At 56.5% G+C, this 21,973-nt stretch carries 19 protein-coding genes; 13 read left to right on the top strand and 6 right to left on the bottom strand.

Annotation, left to right across the window (positions count from 1 at the left end):
• Positions 1-275: 275 nt before the first annotated feature.
• Together BN1190_RS02225 and BN1190_RS02230 are read right to left on the bottom strand one after the other, a co-directional pair.
• Positions 276-1,184 (bottom strand): pseudouridine-5'-phosphate glycosidase, encoded by a 909-nt coding sequence (locus BN1190_RS02225; protein WP_040285397.1) that lies wholly within the window; start codon positions 1,182-1,184, stop codon positions 276-278.
• Positions 1,181-2,281 carry a carbohydrate kinase gene (locus BN1190_RS02230; protein WP_179860732.1) on the bottom strand — a complete coding sequence of 367 codons (1,101 nt, stop codon included), beginning with the start codon at positions 2,279-2,281 and terminating at the stop codon, positions 1,181-1,183. Before BN1190_RS02230 ends, BN1190_RS02225 begins: the two co-directional genes overlap by 4 nt.
• 211 nt (positions 2,282-2,492) lie before the next feature.
• Here BN1190_RS02230 and BN1190_RS02235 point away from each other — a divergent pair, with 211 nt between their 5' ends.
• The 8 genes from BN1190_RS02235 (at position 2,493) to ptsP (ending at position 11,548) form a co-directional block, all read left to right on the top strand.
• A complete protein-coding gene (locus BN1190_RS02235) occupies positions 2,493-4,115 on the top strand; it encodes a M20/M25/M40 family metallo-hydrolase (RefSeq protein WP_040285399.1) in 1,623 nt (540 codons plus the stop codon).
• Positions 4,116-4,144: 29 nt separating this feature from the next.
• The gene (locus BN1190_RS02240) at positions 4,145-4,714 is read left to right on the top strand and encodes a PTS sugar transporter subunit IIA (protein ID WP_082023235.1); all 570 of its coding nucleotides are present in this window, start codon (positions 4,145-4,147) and stop codon (positions 4,712-4,714) included.
• A 208-nt stretch (positions 4,715-4,922) separates the two neighbouring features.
• The gene (gene nagE / locus BN1190_RS02245; RefSeq protein ID WP_040285401.1) at positions 4,923-6,830 is read left to right on the top strand and encodes an N-acetylglucosamine-specific PTS transporter subunit IIBC; all 1,908 of its coding nucleotides are present in this window, start codon (positions 4,923-4,925) and stop codon (positions 6,828-6,830) included.
• 69 nt (positions 6,831-6,899) lie between these two features.
• A complete protein-coding gene (nagA, locus tag BN1190_RS02250; protein ID WP_040285402.1) occupies positions 6,900-8,060 on the top strand; it encodes an N-acetylglucosamine-6-phosphate deacetylase in 1,161 nt (386 codons plus the stop codon).
• Between the two features lie 39 nt (positions 8,061-8,099).
• Positions 8,100-8,822, top strand: a complete 723-nt coding sequence (locus BN1190_RS02255; RefSeq protein ID WP_040285650.1) for a GntR family transcriptional regulator — start codon at positions 8,100-8,102, stop codon at positions 8,820-8,822.
• 7 nt (positions 8,823-8,829) lie between these two features.
• A complete protein-coding gene (locus tag BN1190_RS02260) occupies positions 8,830-9,552 on the top strand; it encodes a sugar isomerase domain-containing protein (protein WP_040285403.1) in 723 nt (240 codons plus the stop codon).
• A 20-nt stretch (positions 9,553-9,572) separates the two neighbouring features.
• The gene (locus tag BN1190_RS02265) at positions 9,573-9,839 is read left to right on the top strand and encodes a phosphocarrier protein HPr (RefSeq protein ID WP_040285404.1); all 267 of its coding nucleotides are present in this window, start codon (positions 9,573-9,575) and stop codon (positions 9,837-9,839) included.
• Positions 9,836-11,548: a phosphoenolpyruvate--protein phosphotransferase gene (ptsP, locus tag BN1190_RS02270; protein ID WP_040285405.1), complete on the top strand. Its 1,713-nt coding sequence runs from the start codon at positions 9,836-9,838 to the stop codon at positions 11,546-11,548. Before BN1190_RS02265 ends, ptsP begins: the two co-directional genes overlap by 4 nt.
• A 39-nt stretch (positions 11,549-11,587) precedes the next feature.
• On the opposite strand, the gene BN1190_RS02275 is transcribed toward ptsP, so the two are convergent.
• Positions 11,588-12,178, bottom strand: coding sequence for a YusW family protein (locus BN1190_RS02275; protein ID WP_040285406.1), 591 nt, complete (start codon positions 12,176-12,178; stop codon positions 11,588-11,590).
• 114 nt (positions 12,179-12,292) lie between these two features.
• Here BN1190_RS02275 and BN1190_RS02280 point away from each other — a divergent pair, with 114 nt between their 5' ends.
• Positions 12,293-13,672, top strand: coding sequence for an FAD-binding oxidoreductase (locus BN1190_RS02280; protein WP_040285407.1), 1,380 nt, complete (start codon positions 12,293-12,295; stop codon positions 13,670-13,672).
• A gap of 520 nt (positions 13,673-14,192) precedes the next feature.
• Entirely contained in the window at positions 14,193-15,440 is a 1,248-nt protein-coding gene (locus tag BN1190_RS02285) for a cytochrome P450 (RefSeq protein WP_040285408.1), read from the top strand.
• A 58-nt stretch (positions 15,441-15,498) separates the two neighbouring features.
• Here BN1190_RS02285 and BN1190_RS02290 read toward each other — a convergent pair whose 3' ends face one another.
• Positions 15,499-16,407 (bottom strand): LysR family transcriptional regulator, encoded by a 909-nt coding sequence (locus BN1190_RS02290; protein WP_040285409.1) that lies wholly within the window; start codon positions 16,405-16,407, stop codon positions 15,499-15,501.
• Positions 16,408-16,513: 106 nt separating this feature from the next.
• Here BN1190_RS02290 and BN1190_RS02295 point away from each other — a divergent pair, with 106 nt between their 5' ends.
• A complete protein-coding gene (locus tag BN1190_RS02295) occupies positions 16,514-17,545 on the top strand; it encodes a YeiH family protein (protein WP_040285410.1) in 1,032 nt (343 codons plus the stop codon).
• Positions 17,546-17,649: 104 nt separating this feature from the next.
• Here the strand turns inward: BN1190_RS02295 and BN1190_RS02300 are convergent, their stop codons facing one another.
• On the bottom strand, positions 17,650-19,320 hold the full coding sequence (locus tag BN1190_RS02300; protein WP_040285411.1) for an ABC1 kinase family protein: 1,671 nt from the start codon (positions 19,318-19,320) through the stop codon (positions 17,650-17,652).
• Positions 19,321-19,483: 163 nt separating this feature from the next.
• The gene (locus BN1190_RS02305) at positions 19,484-20,113 is read right to left on the bottom strand and encodes a CBS domain-containing protein (protein ID WP_040285412.1); all 630 of its coding nucleotides are present in this window, start codon (positions 20,111-20,113) and stop codon (positions 19,484-19,486) included.
• A 271-nt stretch (positions 20,114-20,384) separates the two neighbouring features.
• Between BN1190_RS02305 and BN1190_RS02310 the strand changes: the two genes are divergently transcribed.
• Positions 20,385-21,323: a magnesium transporter CorA family protein gene (locus BN1190_RS02310; RefSeq protein ID WP_040285413.1), complete on the top strand. Its 939-nt coding sequence runs from the start codon at positions 20,385-20,387 to the stop codon at positions 21,321-21,323.
• Between the two features lie 20 nt (positions 21,324-21,343).
• Positions 21,344-21,952 carry a class I SAM-dependent methyltransferase gene (locus BN1190_RS02315; protein WP_040285414.1) on the top strand — a complete coding sequence of 203 codons (609 nt, stop codon included), beginning with the start codon at positions 21,344-21,346 and terminating at the stop codon, positions 21,950-21,952.
• The last annotated feature ends 21 nt before the right edge of the window (positions 21,953-21,973 follow it).

A 21,973-nucleotide genomic window follows, 5' to 3' on the forward strand; every position in this document is an offset into this window, starting at 1 on the left:
CAACAGAAAAGGCGCAGCCCACCATTCAAATTTTTCAGGGCTTGATTGGGGGAGGAGGGCACTTGGCGCGACGGAGGAATTGGCCGGGCGGGGGTGAGCGGCCGCGGGAATGGAGCGGTTGGGTGGCGAAATGGAGCGGTTCGCTGGGGGAAATGATCGCGCAGCCGTCGTAATGGAGCGCTCAGCCAGCGGAATGGATCGCTCAGCCGTCGGAATCGAGCGGTCCGCGGACAACGCCACGCAAAAAAGCTCCCCGCGGGGAGCTTTTTCAGTGATTACTTGCTGAGTGCGACGGCGATTTTCGCGCCGACGACGGCGTTGTGTTTGACGAGGGCGATGTTGGCATCCAGGCTCTTGCCTTCTGTCAGTTCTTTCACTTTCGCCAGCATGAACGGCGTGACGTCCTTGCCTTTGATATTGTTCTCTTTCGCTTCCGCGAGGGCCTGCTCGATGATGCGGTTGATCAGATCCGGATCGATCTCGTCCGCTTCCGGAATCGGGTTCGCGATGACGGCGCCGCCCGTGAGGCCGAGGTGCCATTTCACAGCGAGGGTTTCGGCGACGATCTCCGGGTTGTCCGCACGGAAGTTGATCGGGAAGCCGCTCTTGCGGGTGAAGAATGCCGGCAGCTCGTCCGTTTCATAACCGATGACCGGCACGCCTTTCGTTTCGAGGTACTCGAGAGTCAGGCCGATGTCGAGGATCGATTTCGCGCCTGCACAGACGACAGCGACATCCGTTTTGGCGAGTTCTTCCAAGTCCGCGGAGATGTCCATCGTCATTTCTGCCCCGCGGTGCACACCGCCGATGCCGCCTGTGACGAAGATGCGGATTTCTGCGAGATCCGCACAGATCATCGTCGCTGCCACAGTCGTTGCGCCGAGCTGCTTCGTTGCGAGAAGGTAGCCGATATCCCGGCGTGATACTTTCGCAACGTTATCGCTTTTGCCGAACATTTCGAGTTCTTCATCGGACAGGCCGATCTTGATCTGGCCGTCGATCAGTGCGATGGTTGCGGGCACCGCACCGTTCTTCCGGATGATCTCTTCCACCTCGCGGGCGGTCTGTACGTTCTGCGGATACGGCATGCCGTGGGAGATGATCGTCGATTCGAGCGCGACGATCGGCTGGCCTTCCGCTTTTGCTTTCAATACTTCTTCCGAGTAGACAATATATGATTTCATGATAATTCCTCCAGTTCGTTTTGTAATCCTGCTGCTGTCAGTTCAGGGCGTACCGTTGAGTCGGATGCGAGCGTTTTCGCTGCATTGACCAGTCCGTAACGGACCGCATCCTGCAGCGGGTTTCCAGTGACTGCGGCGTGCAGGGTGCCGGAAACGAATGCGTCTCCCGCCCCCGTGACGTCCTCGACATGGACACCCGCAATCGCTTCGTGGTGGCGGATGATGCCGGTGGTGCGGTCGCCTGCAGCGATGCCGTTCCGTCCGCGGGTGATAATAACGTGTTCGATTCCTTGATCGAGCAGCTGCCGGACGGCCGTCAGCCAATCCTCCATTGTCCGGATGGCGGTGCCTGTCAGCATTTCCGCCTCGTCCTCGTTGCAGATGAACCAATCCAGGCCCTCCAGTGAGTCGGGCAGGTTGGCCATCTTCGGGCCGGAGACCGGGACGATGGCGAACGGGACGCCGTGCCGCCGGGCGATGGTCCGGATGCATTGCACTGTGACTTTTGACACGTTCAGATCCGTGACGATGAGTTTCGCGCGGGCCAGCCGGCGTTCCATCTCGGAGATATACGCCGCATCGAGTGCTTCGTAGACATCCATCACCGCCATCGCGATGACGAGTTCGCCGTCCGGATCGAGCACCGCCGAATAGGAACCCGTGGAACGGTCCGGCAGAAGACGGACAGATGACAGATCCATGTATGCCGCTGAATTCGCGGCGATCAGTTCCCAGTCCGCATCGCTCCCGGCTGTTGTGAGCAGGCGGACCGGGTGGCCAAGCCGGCCAAGGTTCTCGGCGACGTTGCGGGCGACCCCGCCAATCGTGACAGACAACGACGATGGATTGGAGGTCCCTTGGGCAACCGGGCCCTGTACATGGAATTTCCGGTCGACGTTCGCACCGCCGATGCAGATGATCTCCTCTTCCTCCGCGAGCACATATGCCCGGCCTTCGATATAGCCGCGCTTCGTCAGCGAGGAGATCAGGTTGGCGACAGCCGGACGCGACAGGCCGAGCTGGTCGGCCAGTTCCTGCTGGGAGCAGTACGGATCACGGCGCAGCAGCTGTAGGAGCTGATGCTCTTTTTCATTCATGTCCTGACCGCCTTTCATTCAGAATGAGGTTTAAACTTATGTTTATATTATAAACTTATGTTTATGAGGATGCAAGGGAAACGTCAGCCTGTCCCAAGTGATTCTTCCGGGGAAAACGAGTACACTCGACAGTGTAGACAGAAAAGACTGTCAGGATGCAATACAGGCATCCAGATGCACGATGGCGGTAACTTATCAGGGAGGGGTATAGATGACGAACCAGCGTATAACAGCACCTTTGCAGTGGAGCACGCCGGAGACACTGCGCGGCCTGCTGTGTGAACTCGTGAATTGGGAGAGCCGGACGACGACGGAAGGGGAGAAGGCATTCCCCCACCGGCTTGCGGAAAAACTGCGCAGCATCCCGTATTTCGATGAACAGCCGGATCTCGTGGAGCTCCATGACGCGGGGCTCGGCAGGAATTCCGTGACGGCGCTGTACAAGCATCCGAACGCACAGGATACGATTGTGCTGATCAGCCATTATGACACCGTCTGGACAGAGGAATACGGCGTGCTCGAACCGTTCGCCTGCCATCCGGAAGAACTGACGGCGAAACTCCAGGAGCACAAGGAAGAGCTGCCCGATGAAGCGCTTGCCGATCTGGAATCCGGCGAGTATCTGTTCGGCCGCGGCACAATGGATATGAAAATGGGTCTTGCGCTGCATATGGCGCTCATCGAGAAAGCGGCGGACGCCGGCTGGCCGGTCAATCTGCTGCTGCTCACCGTCCCGGATGAGGAAGTCAGTTCCGCCGGTATGCGGACAGCCGTCAAATCGCTCATCCGTTTGAAAGAGGAGCACAGGCTGACGTATACGCTGTTCCTGAACGGCGAACCGGTCTTTTCACAGGAACCGGGCGACCCGAAGGAATACATCTATACAGGTTCCATCGGCAAGATCATGCCGGCTGCCCTGTTCTATGGCAAGGAGACACACGTCGGCGAGCCGCTGAAAGGCATTACGTCAACATTCATGGCCTCCTTCCTGACGCAGCGCATGGAGTGGAACAGCAACTTCGAGGAGACGGATCACGGCGAAACGGCCCCGCTGCCGGTCACACTCCAGCAGAAGGACCTGAAGACCCATTACTCGGTGCAGACGCCGTACCGGTCAACGGCCCTCTATAATGTCTTCACGATGAAACGGACCGCTGCGGACGTGATGGCGCTGTTCGAAGAAGTCGCCCGGGAAGCTGTCGGTGCGTGCCAGTCCGCCTACGATGAAATCTGCCGGCGGGCGGATGTGCCGGGGGTCGGCCAGGTGCGGCTGTTGAAGTATGAGGAACTGCTGACGTATGCGACGGAAAAACTTGGGGCGGCTGAAGTGAAACGGATGATCACCGAAATTGCGGGCGAGTGGGAATTGGATGATCGCGACAAATCGTTCAAGATTGTCGACGCACTGATGATCGAATGCCAGGAACTGGCGCCGGCCGCTGTGCTGCTGTTCGCGCCGCCATATTATCCGTCGGTCAACACATCGGAGGATGCGCTGGTCGGGGAACTGGTGACGCTCATGAAGGAGAAAGCGGTCTCCCTCGGCACGGAAGTCTCGCAGATCCATTATTTCAACGGGATCAGCGACCTGAGCTACGTCCATTATGAGGACGAAGGCAGCGGCTGGAAGTCGTTCGAGAACAACACGCCGGTCTGGGGTGAGACGTACTGGATGCCATTCGAGGAGATGAAAGCACTCGATGCACCCGTTCTCAACGTGGGGCCGTTCGGCAAGGATGCGCACCAGCGGACGGAGCGCCTGCATATCGAGAGCGCGTTCATCCGCCTGCCGAAAATGCTCGACAGCCTCGTGAAATATTTCATCGGGGAGTAGTAAACGGACTTCCCTGAGGGTACAGTACGATGAAAAGGAGAGTGGAGACATTGGCGAATTTCTTCAAGAAGATGGCGCAGTCACTGCGCGGGGAAACGGAAACTGAAGGAGCGCCGGCACCGGAGCCTGCCGGCGGCGGTCTGACGGAAGGCGCGTTCGTCATGCCTGTGACCGGAACTGTCATGCCGCTTGCGGACGTACCGGATCCCGTTTTCGCACAGGAGATGATGGGACCGGGGTTTGCGGTCGATCCGGAAGACGGGACGATCACCTCACCCGTGAACGGCAAAATCGTCAGCACGTTCCCGACGAAGCACGCAGTCGGCCTTATGTCCGATTCAGGGGTGGAAGTACTCATCCATATCGGACTCGATACCGTGAAGCTGAACGGAGAGGGGTTTGACCTGCTTGTAGAGGACGGCCAGGAGGTCCGGCAGGGGGAACCGCTGCTGAAAGCGGATTTTGCCCATATCCGGGCGAACGCCCCGTCCGCTGTGACGCCTATCATCTTCACGAATACGGAAAAAGGGAACGTTCACTTGCTGAAACAAGGCAGACAGGAATCCGGCACGGCAGGCATTGTGAAAGTGGATGGCTGACCTGCATGGATAGTCGGTGAGTAGTATGAGGAAACGCGGGCAGGGAAGATCATTCTCTGATTGCGTTTTTTCATATTCCCGCACTTTTTTTCATATCTTCAATAAAACGCTTACAAACTTCTTGGTTTCTGTTAAAATTGGTCTAGACAACTAGACCGCACCAGCGGTATAGTGAATAGTAAGAAAACTTAAAAGGAGTGAGAAGAAGATGATGAACTTTATTCAGCGCATCGGGAAATCACTGATGTTTCCGATTGCGACCCTGCCGGCAGCTGCCTTGCTGCTGCGTCTCGGGCAGGATGACCTGCTCAATATTCCGCTGATCGCTGCGGCTGGTGACGGAATCATCGGCAACCTGGCACTGATCTTTGCCATCGGGATTGCGATGGGATTCGCCCATGACAACAGCGGCGGGGCAGCCCTTGCCGGAGCGGTCGGTTTCCTTGTACTGACCAGTGCCCTCGGCGCCATTGATGAAAATATCAACATGGGTGTATTCGGCGGTATCATTTCCGGTATCATCGCAGGACTTCTTTACAACCGTTTTTATAATATCAAACTGCCGGACTTCCTGGCGTTCTTCGGAGGCCGCCGGTTTGTACCGATCGTCACTGCGGCAACCATGACACTTGCGGCTGCCATTCTCGTATTTGCATGGCCGCCGATCCAGAACGTTATTGACGCAATCGGAAACTGGGTGCTCGGTGCCGGAACGCTCGGCGTTGGCGCTTACGGATTCCTGAACCGTCTCCTCATCCCGACGGGTCTCCACCACGTCATCAACACCGTCGTCTGGTTCGACTTCGGAAGCTTCACGACGGCGACCGGGGAAGTCGTCAAAGGGGAGATCAACCGGTTCCTCAAAGGGGACCCGACAGCTGGTCCGTTCCTGTCCGGTTTCTTCCCGATCATGATGTTCGGTCTGCCGGCAGCATGTCTTGCCATGTATGCGGCAGCGAAGAAGGAAAAGAAAGCGATTGTCGGCGGGATGCTCTTCAGTATCGCGTTCACATCGTTCCTGACAGGGATCACCGAACCGATCGAGTTCGCGTTCATGTTCCTGTCACCTGTCCTGTACGTCGTGCACGCCCTGCTGACAGGCGCGTCCATGATCGTCTCGTACCTGTTTGACGTCCACCACGGATTCGGTTTCTCGGCCGGTGCGATCGACTATGTGCTGAACTTCGGTCTTGCACAGAATCCTCTCACCCTGCTCGTGATCGGTCTCGTGTTCGGGGTCCTGTACTTCATCATCTTCTACTTCCTGATCGTCAAGCTCGACCTGAAAACACCGGGCCGTGAAGATGACGACGATGTCTCTTCCGAAGAGGCGGTCTATGGGGACGATATCGTGGAAGTGAAAGCCTACCACACGATCGAAGCACTCGGCGGTATCAGCAACATCCAGGCGATCGACTACTGTACGACACGTCTCCGCCTGACAGTGAAAGACTCGGATATCATCGATGAGAAAGAATTGAAGCGCTACGGCGCAATGGGCTTCATGAAGATCAGCAAGACGAATGTCCAGGTCGTCATCGGCACAGCGGTCGAATTCCTCGCAGAGGCGATGAAACGGCGCATGACGAACGGCAATCCGCCGCCGGAGACGGAAGAGGCGATGGAACTGGATACACAGACACATGATGTAAAGGCCTTGCCGGAGACGGACTTCACGATGCCGGTCGACGGCGATATCATTCCGCTGTCGGAAGTGCCGGATGATGTCTTCGCTAAAGAAATGATGGGCCCTGGTTTCGGAATCATGCCGAAAGGGAAAACGATCCATTCACCGATCGACGGTAAAGTGGTGAGTGTGTTCCCGACAAACCACGCCATCGGTCTTGAAACGGACACAGGCGTCGAAGTGCTGATCCACGTCGGTCTCGACACGGTGAAGCTGAACGGAAAAGGGTTCGAACTGCTCGTTGAAAACGGCCAGCTCATCCAGCGCGGTGACGCTCTGCTGAATATCGACCTCGACTACATCGGGGAGCATGCGCCTTCCGTTGTGACACCGGTCATCTTCACAAACGTCGACAAAGCGAACCTGCATATCCTGAAAAAAGGATTCCAGCGTCAAGGAACCGACAAGATTCTGAAAGTGGACGAATAAATAAATACTGCGCCGGCCGGGGAGACAACAGTCACCCGTCCGGCGCATTTCGTTAAGGAGCGGACACATATGACAACAACATTACTCAGTAACGGAACAGTCGTGACACCCGATGGCCTGGCGGAGCACTGTGATGTGTTCATCGAAGACGGTGTGATCCGCGAAGTGGGCCCTGGCCTGAAGCGTGAAGCGGACGAGCATATCGATGCGTCAGGACAGGTTGTACTGCCGGGGTTCATCGACATGCATATCCACGGGGCGGCAGGAGCGGACGTCATGGATGCCACACCGGAAGCGATCCGGACGATGGCGGACGTGCTGCCGAAGGAAGGGACGACCTCCTTCCTCGCGACGTCCATGACACAGGCACCGGAAGCGATCAGCGCGGCGATGAAGAATCTGGCCGGCTTTGAATCGGTGCCCGGTCAGGCGGACATGCTCGGCATCCATCTGGAAGGGCCGTTCGTGTCGCCGAAACGCGCCGGTGCACAGCCGCTGCAGTACATCTGCCCGCCGGATGCCGATCAGTTCGATCAGTGGCAGAAGGAAGCGGACGGTAAGATCCGGATGGTGACGCTGGCACCGGAAGAGCCGGGCGGCAAGGCATTCATTGCCAAACTGTCGTCCGAAAGCGTCATTGCGTCTCTCGGTCATACGAACGCGACGGTCCTCGAGATGGAGGATGCGGCAGCAGCCGGCGCGAAGCAGGCGACGCATCTGTACAACCAGATGTCCCCCTTCCATCACCGGGAGCCGGGTGCGATCGGCGGGGCGCTGCTGACGGACGGCCTGTGTGCGGAAATCATCGCGGACTTCATCCACAGCCATCCGAAATCCGTGGAACTCGCCTACCGCATGAAAGGCCCGGATCGTCTCATTCTCATTACCGATGCAATGCGTGCGAAAGGCCTAGATCCGGGGGAATACGAGCTCGGCGGCCAGCCGGTCCACGTGACGGAAACCGATGCACGGCTCGCGGACGGCACGCTGGCCGGCAGTATCCTGAAGATGGGACAGGCTGTGCGGAATGTTGCCGTGATGCTCGGTCTCGGACCTGTGGAAGTGGCGAAGATTTCATCGGGCAACGCAGCGCGACAGCTCGGCTTGGATCAGAAGGGTGCCATCGCGGAAGGGAAGGATGCGGATCTCGTCCTGCTGGATGCGGACTGGGAAGTCACCCGGACGATCTGCCGCGGTGTGACAGGGTATGAACGCCATGGAAGCAAGTAAGGGACGGGCCGGCACCCCGGCGGATCGGCGGTGGTCATGATCGTCGACAAGCAATCATCGATTCCGATCTACGTCCAGATCGAGGAGCTGCTGCGCGAACGGATTGCCTGCGGAACCTATCCTGTCAATTCCCTCATCCCGTCCGAGCGGGAGTTGTCCGAGCAGTTCGGCGTCAGCCGGATGACCGTCCGGCAGTCGCTCATGAACCTCGTCAAGGAGGGGCTGCTGTACCGGGAGAAGGGCCGGGGAACATTCGTCGCCGAAGAGAAGATGGAACAGCCGCTGAACGGGCTGACCAGCTTCACGGAAGATATGAAAGCTCGCGGGTTCGTGCCGGGAACAGCGCTCGTCAGTTTCAAGGAGGTTAAGCCGGATAAGCAGGTGGCGGCCCGGCTTGGACTGCCGGCCGGTGCACTGGTCTACCAGATTGTCCGCGTCCGGTACGCCGACAATACACCGATGGCGATCGAGCGGTCGTTCCTGCCTGTGGCTCTGCTGCCGGATTTGACGGAAGCCGCCTTGCAGGGTTCGCTCTATGCCTACATTGAACAGGAATGCGGACTCGTGATCGGGCAGGCGGTACAGCGGATGGAAGCAGCCCTTGCAAAGCAGGAGGACGCAGAGTTCCTCCAGATCAGCCTGCCTGCCGCAGTCGTTCTGATCGAGCGGGTGAGCGCCCTTGACGACGGCCGTCCGTTTGAAGTGGTGCGCAGTACATACCGGGCGGACCGCTATAAATTCATCAGTGAAATCGGGAGGTGATCCTGCCATGACAGGGTATATTGAAAAGGTACAGCAACTGATCGGCGAAGCGGGGGAGGCAGCCGTCCCCGTTTTGAAGGGAGCGGCGGGTGAACTGGCCGCGCGTCTCAGCCGGGGCGGGATCATCCAGCTGTTCGGCTCGGGCCATTCACAGCTGCTCGCACAGGAAGGGTTCTACCGGGCGGGCAGCCTTGTGCCTGTCCGGCCGATCTCCATCGGGCCGCTCATGCTGCATGAAGGGGCTGTGAGTTCTTCCATGTATGAGAAAGATCCGGCATTCAGCAGATCGTTCCTGGACAAGCTCGATATCCGGCCCGAGGATGCTGTGATCATCATCTCCACATCCGGCCGGAATCCGGTTCCGCTCGACGTCGCTGAATATGCTGCTGCACAAGGCGCCTATACGGTTTCCCTGCAGTCTTTGCGGTATACTGAACAAGAGCATCCATCGCGCCATGCGTCCGGCAGGCGGCTCGAAGAACTCGTCGCGGCTGTGCTGGATACGCAAGTGCCGCCGGGCGATGCGGTCATGCAGGTCGGCGGTGTGCAGTGCGGTCCGGTGTCTTCGGTCATCGGCAATACGCTGCTGCATGCGCTGTTCTGCGAGACCGTCGCCGCCATGGAAGCGGACGGGCGCACCCCTCCGGTTTTCAAGAGCGGCAACTTGGAGGGAAATGCAGAGTATAACGAAAAACTGGTCGCCGCCTACAGCGGCCGCATCAAGTTCTAATTTTAAAGGAGAGATCGGTTATGGAAAAGAAAACGTACACAATCACAAGCAGTGAAGGGCTCCATGCACGTCCTTGTTCCCTTCTTGTCTCAGCTGTCACCCCGTTCCAGTCGGACGTCACAATCACCTATAACGGGAAGAAAGCGAATATGAAATCGATTATGGGTGTCATGGGCATGGGCATCGAGTCCGGCGCGCAAGTGGACGTGGAAGCGGATGGCGCTGACGAATCAGAGGCGATCGCGAAAGTGGACGAGATCATGAAGCAGGAAAGTATCGGCGAGTGACAAACGAACTGACAGGGATCGGGGTTTCCGACGGCATTGCGATCGCCAGAGCCTACCGTCTGGAATCACCTGATCTGACCGTTGAAAAGCGCACGATCGACGACCCGGCATCGGAAATCGCCCGGTTCGAATCCGCTCAAAGTGAAGCGGCTGATGAACTGGAAGCCATCCGTAAAAAAGCTGAAGAGAATTTCGGCGCAGACAAGGCGGCCATTTTCGGAGCGCACCTGCTCGTCCTGAACGATCCGGAACTGCTGTCGAGTGTGAAGGGCAGCATCGAGCAGGGAAACAACGCCGAGTATGCACTCCAGCAGGCGGCGGATACATTCACGGCAATGTTCGAAGCAATGGACAACGAATACATGCGCGAGCGGGCGGCGGACGTCCGGGACGTGACGAAGCGCCTTCTCGCCAAACTGCTCGGCGTGCACGTTTCCGATCCATCCTCGATCGATGAAGAAGTTATCATCGTGGCGGATGACCTGACCCCGTCTGCGACCGCACAGCTGAACAAGGAGTTTGTCAAAGGGTTCGTGACGAATATCGGCGGCCGCACGTCGCACTCCGCCATTCTCGGGCGGATGCTTGAAATACCGGCGGTGGTCGGCACGAAGTCGGCAATGGACGCAATCGAGCAGGGCACACAGCTGGTCGTGGACGGCACGGACGGATTGGTGCTGATCGATCCGACGGAACAGGCTGTCCATGACTACACGGTCAAACAGGAAAAGTTCCAGCAGGACAAGGAGCTGCTGAAGCGCTATGTGACGGAATCGACAAAGACGAGCGACGGACAGCACGTTGAAGTCGGCGCGAATATCGCATCTGTCGATGACCTGCCGCTGGCGGACAAAAACGGAGCGGAAGGCGTCGGCCTGTTCCGCACCGAATTCCTGTACATGGGCAACAGCGACTGGCCGACCGAAGAAGAGCAGCTGGAAGCATACAAAGCGGTGTTGACCGCAATGGGCGACCGGCCGACCGTTGTCCGGACGCTCGATATCGGCGGGGACAAGGAGCTTGATTATTTCAAGACGCCGGATGAAATGAATCCGTTCCTCGGTGAACGCGCCATCCGTCTCTGCTTCGCGGAGCCGGACATGTTCCGCACACAGTTGCGGGCACTCCTGCGGGCGAGCATTCACGGGAACCTGAAGATCATGTTCCCGATGATTGCGACGCTCGAAGAGTTCCGGAAGGCGAAGGGCATGCTGCTGGAAGAAGAAGAGAAACTGAAAGCGGACGGTTTTGCGGTAAGTGAGTCGTATGAAGTCGGCATGATGCTCGAGATCCCGGCAGCCGCCGTCATTGCGGACCTGTTCGCAAAAGAGGTCGACTTCTTCTCGATCGGCACGAACGACCTGATCCAGTACACGATGGCCGCAGACCGCATGAACGAATCGGTCTCCTATCTGTACCAGCCGACCCATCCGGCCGTGCTGCGTCTGATCCACAATGTGATCACGGCTGCGCACAAGGAAGGCAAATGGGCCGGCATGTGCGGCGAAGTCGCGGGCGACCCGCTGGCCATCCCGATCCTGCTCGGCATGGGCCTCGACGAGTTCTCGATGAGCCCGTCCAGCATCCTGAAGGCGCGGTCCCAGATCGCAGGTCTGTCGAAGGCCGACTGGGAAGGGTATATCCCGGAAATCCTGCAGATGGGCACATCCGAAGAGATCATCCGGTTCGTACAGGACCACAGCAAATGAAAAAAGCGGAACCGGGACGCGGTTCCGCTTTTTCGTATGTCATTTTTTATCTTCAAAGGTGAGTTTCTTGCCGTCCGGCATTGTGATCTCCATGTCGAACTTCACATAATCATCTTTCAGACCGAATGCGTCCAACGCCTGCTGGATGGCGTCTTCTTTCGACGTCGTTTCAGTGATGGTGAGTTCTTTCAGTTTTGGATAGATTTCATCGAACGCTTCCTGTCCGTTCAGGTTCTGATTGGACAGTTCATCTTCTACTTTTGCTTCGACGACACCATTGTCCTGCTCGATTTCGATTTCATATTCCTGGTCCTTGCCGTAGTCGACTTCCAGTTCGAATTCATCATACGCGAGCTGGTCCATCTTTTCCTTCATATCGTCCTGGCCGTCGGCTGCTGTGTCCGATGAATCGGATGTGCCGCTTGTATCCGTCTCTGTACCCGTACTGCCGTCTTCACTGTCCGTACCGGCATCGTCCATTCCGGTATCCGTGTCATTGACGGAGCCCGGTTCCGTGGCCGTGTCCTCCGTACCGGTTGTATCTGTCGCTTTGTCGTCGTCCGTGCTGCCGCAAGCCCCGAGTAGCAGGCTCAGCGCAAGGACGCTGCCTGCCGCTGCTGTTGGTTTCATGATGCAGTCCTCCTGTCTGAGTTCATTACAACCAGTGTTCCCGGTTCCATCGGTACCAAACAGAAAGAAGATGCGCTATACTTGGAAAATAGCGAAAACGGAAGGAAGGATCTTATGATAACTGCAATTGAACAGCTGACAGAGGACCTGTCAAAATTCCTGGAGCCCGATCAGATCACGGTGAACGAAACGGTCCGCGACCTGCATAGCAAGGACGAATCCTACCATACGCCGAGCCTGCCGGATATGGTCGTCTTTCCGAGGTCGACCGAGGAGGTGAGCCGGATCGTCAAAACGGCGGCTGCACACAAGATGCCGGTCATCCCGTTCGGCGTCGGCTCGAGTCTCGAAGGCCACGTGATCCCGTATGACAGCGGCATCACGATAGACTTCACGGAGATGGATAAAATCCTCGACATCCGTCCGGCGGATATGCTTGTTACGGTCCAGCCGGGCGTCACGCGCACTGCGCTTAACAAAGAACTGAAGAAGCATGGCCTGTTCTTCTCGGTCGATCCGGGAGCGGACGCCACGCTCGGCGGCATGGCCGCAACGAATGCGAGCGGCACGACGTCCGTCAAATACGGCGTCATGCGAGATCAGGTCCGGGATATGGAAGTGGTGCTGGCGGACGGAACGATCATCCATACGGGCAATATGGCGGCGAAGTCGTCGTCCGGCTATCATCTGAACGGCCTGTTCGTCGGCTCGGAAGGCACACTTGGCTGCTTCACGGAACTGACGCTGCGTGTGTTCGGTATCCCTGAGGTGACGGTTGCCGCCCGCGCCGTCTTTGACTCGGTCACCAATGCAATCGAAGCCGTACCTGCGATTCTGCAGGCCGGTATCCCGATCGCCCGGGTGGAGCTCGTCGACACGGAATCGATTCGCCAGGTGAACGCCTACAGCGAAACGGATTACGCCGAGCAGCCGACGCTGTTCCTGGAATTCCACGGCAACGAGGCCGGCCTCGCCCAGGATGTTGCGTTCACGGAAGAGATCGTCAACGACTTCGGCTGTAAAGAGATCCTGTTCGAAAAGGAGACCGCGAGCCGCAACCAGCTGTGGGAAGCGCGCCACAATGCGGCGTACGCCTACACGCACGGCTTCCCGCGCAAACAGATGATGCTGACGGATGTCTGTGTCCCGATTTCGGAACTCGCAGAGGCGGTCGTCTTCGCCCGGGAAGAGCTCGACCGGCTGCGGCTCGAAGGCGGCATCGTCGGCCACGTCGGCGACGGCAACTTCCACGTCCTGCTCATGATCGACCATTCCGATGAGGATGAACTGCAGCGGGCCAATGACTACAACGAAACCATCGTCCGCCGCGCCCTCGCCTGCGGCGGCACGTGCACCGGCGAGCACGGCGTCGGCGTCGGCAAACAGAAATACCAGCGTGAGGAACACGGTGCCGCCTACGACGTCATGCTGAAGATCAAGCAGGCGCTCGACCCGGAGAACTTGCTGAACCCAGGAAAACTGATTATAGAATGACGCAAGCGAGCTGCCGGCCGGGCAGCTCGTTTTTTTGATTGAAGAGGGCACATGACTGTTGGTGGTACAACTGCGACTCGTGTATGGAATTGTGTGCGAGTCGAAGATGCAGCCGTTTTAATTGCACGAAGCCCAGGGAACCGGCAGCATCATGCGAAAAGGGCCGCCTTACTTGCACGAAGCCCAGCAAGCCGGTGCCTTCATTGTAAAAAGAGCCGTCTTAATTGCACGAAGCCCAGCAAACCGGTGCCTTCATGTAAAAAGAGCTGTCTTACTTGCACGAAGTCCGGCCAACCGACACACCATGCAAAAAGCCAGGCCCTGCATCGCCAGACCACCATGCCGAATCTCTCATGCCGCTCCCGCCAAATCAGTTCCTGGCTTGTCGGCGCCGCCGGGACGGCGCATTCTTATTAAACCACTTCAGGCTGATTCCATTTTGCCCGCGCCCGGCGCCCGGCGTTTACCCAGCCGTTCCCAGGGAAAGGATATAGCAAAAAGGAAATGGAGCGGATCATACATGTCACCGATACCGAAAGAGGAAGGGATCGACCATACACTCGGCCTGATGAAGGAAGGCTATGACTACATCCCGAAGCGGAGCCGGGAGTTTGGCTCTCCGATCTTTGAAACGCGGCTGCTCGGGGAGCGTGTCATTTGTCTGACGGGGGAAGAGGCGGGCCGGATTTTCTATGATAATGATAAATTCATCCGTCATGGGGCGGCACCGAAGCATGCCCAGAAAACACTGCTCGGCGAAAACGGGGTGCAGACGCTGGACGGGGAAGTGCACCACCATCGGAAAGCGATGTTTATGGAACTTATGAATCCCGATCATACCCGCCAGCTCGGGAAGCTGACGGCGGACGAATGGGAGCGGAAACTCGATCAGTGGGGCAGCGGTGCGGACATCAACCTATATGAAACGGCCCAGGAGGTGCTCACCCGCGCTGCCGTCCGCTGGGCCGGCGTCCCGCTGTCCGAAGACGACGTCCAGAAGCGGACAGGCCAGATCGTCCAGCTGTTCGAATCGCCGACCTCCGTCGGTGTCCAGTATATCCGCGGCACCCGGGCGCGCAGTGATCTCGAAGACTGGATCGGGGGTCTCGTCGAGGACGTGCGCGCTGACCGGCTGCAGCCGCCGGCCGGCACAGCATTGCTGACATTCTCCCAGCATAAGGATCTGGACGGCAATCTGCTCGATGCCCGCACAGCTGCAGTGGAAGTGCTGAACATCGTCCGGCCGATCGTTGCCGTTTCCATCTATATTGCATTCACAGCGCATGCGCTCCTTACGCATCCGGAGGAACGCGCCAAACTGAAGGGCAGCAAAGAGGAACCAATCGAACACTTCGTGCAGGAAGTCCGCAGGCTGTACCCGTTCTTCCCGTTCAATGCGGCGCGCGTCAAGGCCGAGTTCAGCTGGAACGGGGAAACTTTCGAGGAAGGCACGCTGGTCATCTTCGATTTCTACGGAACGAACCACGAAGAAGCGAACTGGCCGGATCCGGACCGGTTCCGTCCCGGACGGTTTGCCGCAGATACTGTCACGCCTTTCAATTTCGTTCCCCAAGGAGGCGGCGATCACGCGACCGGCCACCGCTGTCCGGGCGAGTGGGCGACTGTCGAAGTGATGAAAGTGACGCTCGATTACTTGGCGAACAAGATGGAGTATGACGTCCCGGATCAGGAGCTCAGCTACAGCATGTCGAGCATTCCATCGATTCCGCAGAGTGAAATCATCCTCAACGGGGTTCATCGCCGCTGATTAAGGAAAACTGTCCAGGAAGCACCAGTACGGTCTTCCCCGGACAGTTTTTGGTTTTTCAGCCCCGCTGCCCGAACGACGTCAGATCATCCGCAGACTGCAGCAGATCCAGGAACACTTGCAGCGCTTTCGTTCGGTACGTCGAGTTGGTCACGACGGAAAACTGGCGGATATGGGGCAGCCCGGGTGCCTGTATCACTGCGAGATCTCCATGCGCCAGCTCTTTTTGCACAGCCCATTCCGACAGAAGGCTGATGCCGAGTCCCGCTCCGACAGCTTCCTTGATGGGCTGGGTGCTGCTGAACTGAATTGTCCGGTCTGGCGTGATGCTCTTATCGCTGAAAACGGTCTCTGCCGCCTCCCGTGTGCCGGAACCGCGTTCCCGCATGATCCACGTCTGCTCCGCAAGCGACTCCCAGCTGACCGGCTGGGCGGAATCCAGGAGCGGGTGCCCGGGCGACGCTGCCAGCACCATATGATCTTCCGCAAGCGGCAGTACGGCGAGCTGCCGGTTTTCCTTGAAACGGCCTTCCACGATGCCCGCGTCGAGCTGCTGGGCGACAATCAGATCGGCGATTTCGGCCGTATTCCCGATGGTGACATCCGGCTGGATGCGCGGATAGTCCGCCAGCAGCCGGGCCAGTATATGGGGAAGGACATATTCGCCGAACGTATAACTCGCCCCGATCGACAAAGGCCCACCCGCCTCGTTCGACAGATCATCGACGAGCCGGTGCATGCGTCCGTACAACCCGACGATGTCCTTTGCGTGGTCGTACACGATTTCACCCGCTTTTGTGAGTCGCACATACTTGTTCGTCCGCTCCAGCAGGCGGGCGCCCATCGTGTCTTCCAGTGCCCGGATGTACTGGCTGACGGCCGGCTGTGTCATGTGCAGATCCTCCGCGGCACGTGAAAAATTCCTGCGCTCCGCCGCTGTCACGAATACAAGCAGACTCTGGTCCATATCCACTCACCTCCTATGATAATGAAACACTTATGGCAACCATTATAAATTATTATTTTTCTTATGGAAACTCTGAGCGTATACTGGAAATCAGGAGGTGTTCTGCATGAATACACAAACTGCATCCCCTTCACCGAAACAGCCGTCAGCTGCGACAGCCTGGTTCGGCGGAGTGGCGTTCACATTTTTCATCGCACTATTAGGATTCCTGCTTGCCATGCTTCCAGGTTTCAGCCAGATCGGCCAGATGGCATGCGCAATTATCATCGCGGTCATCTACCGCCAGTTCTTCGGCTATCCGGAAGCTATCCGGCCGGGGATTGCCTTTTCTTCCAAGCGCCTGCTCAGGACAGCGATCATCCTGTACGGATTAAAACTGAACATCGATGTCGTCTTGAAAGACGGCCTCGGCCTGCTGGTCCGGGACGTCGGCGTCATCATCTTCGCCATCTTCATGACACTGTGGCTTGCGAAGCTGTTCAAAGCCGACAAGAATATCTCACTGCTGCTCGGCGTCGGCACGGGTGTCTGCGGAGCCGCTGCCATTGCGGCCGTCGCACCGATCGTCAAATCCAAGGACGAAGATACGGCAATCGGCGTAGGGATCATTGCGCTCATGGGTACTGTGTTTGCCATCGGGTATACGATCCTCCGCCCAATCCTGCCGTTCGACTCCATGATCCAGTACGGCATGTGGTCCGGCATCAGCCTGCATGAAGTGGCGCACGTCGCCCTCGCAGGGGCGCCCGCCGGGGAAGACGGCCTGGCGATCGCACTGCTTGCGAAACTGGGCCGTGTCTTCCTTCTCGTTCCGCTCTGTTTTATCTTCATTGCAATCATGAAGCGGAAAAACAAAGGATCCGAAGAGGGCGATGCGAAAATCGAGTTCCCGTGGTTCCTCGTCGGGTTCATCCTGCTCAGCGTCCTTGGCACGTACGTATTCGGTCCGGTCATCCCGGTATCCGATGGTGTCTATGATGCACTCGGCGTCCTGACATCCTGGCTGCTGACAGCCGCCATGGTCGGCCTGGGCCTGAATGTCAGCTTACGCGACCTGCGTAAGCGGGCACTCCGTCCGCTGGCTGCGATGGCTGTGACATCGGTCCTGCTGTCGGTCATTGCCTATTTCGTTGTATAACGGAAACACGCTCAAGGGAATCCGATTTCCCTGAGCGTGTTTTTTCAATTTACACGGACATATGCCCCGCAGGCGGTAGGTACCCGCATCCCAATGACTACCCGCTACATTCTCCCTGATTTAAATATGGAGTACAGCAGGAACAAAAACATGAGAAACGCGACGATGGCACCGATTTCGATGACAGGAAGGTTCAGCAGGATATTGTTCTGCCCGGCGATTGCCGATCCGATGATCAGTCCGGTCATCAGGATGCTGAAAGCGAGCAGGATGACGCTGAAGGCGAGCCGGTTGCTGATGATATCCAGACGCCGCAGGATGAACCCTGCCTGCCGGAGATTGATATCCAGCTTGAGTTTGCCTTTCTTCAGAGCCGTGCTGATGTCCTTGAAGTCCTTCGGGATGTTTGCAATGATCTCTGCATTTTCACTCAAGCTCTCCCAAGCGTTCTTCAGCACTGCGGATGGGCTGTACCGTTCCCGGATGAGCTGTTTGCCGAACGGCTCGACACCGTCCATGATCCGCATATGGGGATCCAGTTTGGAGATCAGGCCTTCCACCGTCAGGATTGTTTTGCCGAGCACCGTAATTTCACTCGGGATCCGGATCCGATGACGGTAGGCGACCTCGAACAGATCGACGAAGACGCCGCCGAGACTCACGTTTTCGAGCGGTACGTCATAATACTTCGTTTTCAGCAGGCCGAGATCTTTCTCGAGGCTGCGAAGATCGGTATCATCGTCCAGGATGCCCATCGCATCCAGTGCCTTGATGATCCCTTTCGTGTTTCCGCGTTCCAGTTCCATCACCAGTTTTGCAAACTGGAATTTCAAGTTATCGTCCAGGAATCCCATCATGCCGAAGTCGATGAACGACAGCGTATTGCCCGGCAGGAACAGGATGTTGCCGGGATGCGGGTCCCCATGGAAGAAACCGTGATCGAGCACTTGGCTGAACATTTCATGGACAAGGTTCCTGGCGAGGAGTCCGCGATCATATCCGAGCTCATCAAGACGCGCCAGATTGTCCGATTTCACCCCCTCGATCAGCTCCATCGTCAGCACACGGCCGCTCGAAGTGTCCCAATAGATTTTCGGTATATAGACGCCATCATTGCCTTCCGACTGCTTGGCGATCCGCTCGGCATTCCGGCCTTCGTGTTCATAATCGAGCTCATCGAGGAGGGTGTCGGCGAATTCGCTGATGATTTCCCTGATGCCGTACATTTTTCCCCACTCTGTATTGTTCTCGATAAGTCCTGCGATCTCTTTCAAAATCGACAAATCAGTATGTACTGTGTTCCGGATGCCCGGCCGCTGCACTTTGACCGCCACTTTCTGACCGTCATGCCGGAAGGCTTCATGGACCTGGCCGATCGAAGCGGTTGCCATCGGCACATCATTGAACGACTCGAAGGCATCGGTGAGAGGACAGTCCAGTTCATCCTCAACGATCTGCTTGACCTGTTCGAACGGGAACGGTTTGGCGTGGTCTTGCAGTTTCTCAAGTTCACGGGTGATTTCCGGCGGCACCAGATCCCTGCGGGTACTGGCGATCTGTCCGAGTTTGATGAAAGTCGGGCCGAGTTCCTGCAGGGTGCGGCTCAGTTTTTCGCCGATATGCTGCAGATTCGTATCGGACTGCTCGCCATCCGCAGCCCTGGATCTGCGTCGGTCAGTAAGGCCTAGACGGAACAGGACATGGCTGAACCCATTCCGCAGGAACGCATTGATGATTTCCTGGAACCGGTATGTCTTTCGAATTGACAGCTTCATCTCAACTGCACCTCCCCCTTAACTGTTTCCTATACCCATCCGGCGAGTATGGAAAACGATAGGCGGCCTGCTGGAGTCATTCGGGGCAGGACACCTGCAGAATTGCAAAAAAGCCATTCAGAAACCGGCGGAACCGGCATTCTGAACAGCTGCTTGTGCGTCATCATTGTTTTTCAAGTCGTTCGATCTGCAGGATCCGGAAGCCTGCCTTTTCAAGTTTCGTCTGAAGTGCCCGGGTCTCTTCTTCCGTCTTTTCACCTTCAAGTGTCAGGACGACACGGCGTACCAGAACAGATCCGTTATCGAGCGTCAGCATGCCTTCGATATTCTCTCCGCGGAGCGTACGGGCCAGCTTTTCGATCATGCCCCTCGCTTCCGTGGAGGAAATCGTCAGATTGAGACCGCCGGTTTTGACACCGAAAGCATCCTCGAATACGCCCTCGATCTGATTGTGTGTCAGGATGCCGACCAGTCTGCCATGATCGGTGACCGATATGAAGGGAAGCGCTTTGATTTTCAGCAAAGCATCCAAGAACGAGGAGGTCTCTTCGATACAGTCATCCTTGTGCTTGACGATCGATTCAACAGTGGCGTTCTCATCACCGTTCTGTTCATACAGGTACTCGATCAGGTGGATTTTGTAGATCATCCCTTTGTACGTATCCTGGGCATCCACCACTGGCACGGAACGGAAACCGCTCTTCCGTATTTTGTCCAGCGCCTCTTTTACAGTGTCTTTATCGTTCACAGTAGTTACATAGTTTCTTTCCACAAATAAGTCTCGTACACGCATGCAGAATCCCTCCAATTGTTTTCGATCATTTCTTACTATTCGGTAAAGTAAGTATAAGTGAAACAGAATGCAGAGAGCAAGGCTTATTTGAACGTGTTGTACAGCTCCATTGTATAGGAGACAACGCGAAAAGTCCTGCCGGTTGTTCAACTGACACAAGATGTTTGGATTCTTCCCGATTTCCGTCCTGACTAATCATCGTGACGGGGTTGCCCGTTCCTCAAATGTGGGTAAACTAAATTATAAAGCTATCTGGAAGGGGGAACCCGCCATGTATTTCTCTTTTAAACGAGATGATTGGGAATGGCTCGAAGCAGGGCAGGACGATGATCTGAAGAGCCTGTTGTCCAACCAGACAAAGATGAAAACGAAATGGTTCAAGACATTGGAGAATAGTGAGTTGGATGTCATCGGCAATACGACTGCCATCAAAGGTGAGGAAGCGCTTTGGGGACGGATAACCTATGATCAGAATGTACACGAAAAGAACGAGAACAGGACGTTTGCGTTTTTTCTCAATGTCCAAACACTGCTGACGTCGGAACTTGACCGGACGCTCTTCCCTTCAGAAGCAATGGAAGAGCTGGAAGGGAAAATGAAACAAGCAGACAATGCAGTGCAGGCGTTCATCATTCTGCTGAATACGATTCTCCACAAATTCCTTGAACAGCTGGATAAGTTCGAATGCGGGATGAGAGATCTCATATGGGAATTGAAAAACAATAACAGCAGTGAAGTGCTCGAGCGGATTGCAGAGAGCAAACATGAACTCATCGTCTGGAATAACCTCATCATTCCGCTCGTGGAAATACAGATGACCGTCAGTGAAACCTTTGAAGAAGAACACACGGAAACAGCGGAATACAAGAGGCTCTGCACTCGGCTGGAGCGGATCCGCATGCTGATCTACGAATACCGGAGGGAAGTGGAAGCGCTGACAGACATGGAAAGTCTCGTGTCGAATCACCGGGGGAATGAAATCATGAAGACTTTGACGGTCATCACGACCATCTTCACACCTGCAGCTGTCTTCGGTGCCATCTGGGGTATGAACTTCAAGTCGATTCCCGAGTTCGAATGGGCGCATGGCTATGCATTTTCCCTGGCCGTCATCATATCGTCCACACTCGGGCTCTATATCTACTTAAAGAAAAAGGGCTGGATGGGAGAAATCCTGAAGACCGGTTCCAAGAACAGGATGATCCGATGATCCGGAATGGAGGGGCACGAATGACAGAAGCAGAGCGGGATAGGGAACTCCGTATCCAGACGGAAGGGACTATCGAAATCCTGCAGAATTCCGCGCACTACAACCGGTATGAAGCCACACCGTACGATGTGCTGGACGAATTGTTCTTAGCCTATCCTCTTGAACCCGGAGATCATCTCGTCGACTTCGGCTGCGGAAAAGGCAGGGTGCCGTTCTATTGCTGTGACCGGTTCGGCTGCAGTATCACCGGAATCGATCTGAACGGACGGCTCCTGCAGGAAGCCTATGCCAACTTGGCAAGTTTCAGAAGAGGCGGCAGCAAAAAGCGCAGGGGGGTTATTACATTCGAAGAGGTGAAGGCGGAAAATTATCCGATCCAGCCGGAACAGACCGTCTTCTACTGTTTCAATCCGTTCTCGACCGAGATCTTCAAGTCTGTCGTCCATGGTATTCTCGAATCCCTGGAGGAGGCGCCCCGCCAGGCGGACATACTCTTGTATTATCCGACAGCAGACTATCTGGAGTTCTTAGATGAACAGACACCGTTTGTCCGAAAGGAAGAAATCGCAATTCCGGTTTTAGTGGAGAATGACCCTGACGAACGGGTTGTCATTTACCGACACGAATAAAAAGGGGAAAACACGGAAGGT

Source organism: Sporosarcina koreensis, from assembly GCF_000826145.2.
Classification (GTDB): domain Bacteria; phylum Bacillota; class Bacilli; order Bacillales_A; family Planococcaceae; genus Sporosarcina; species Sporosarcina trichiuri.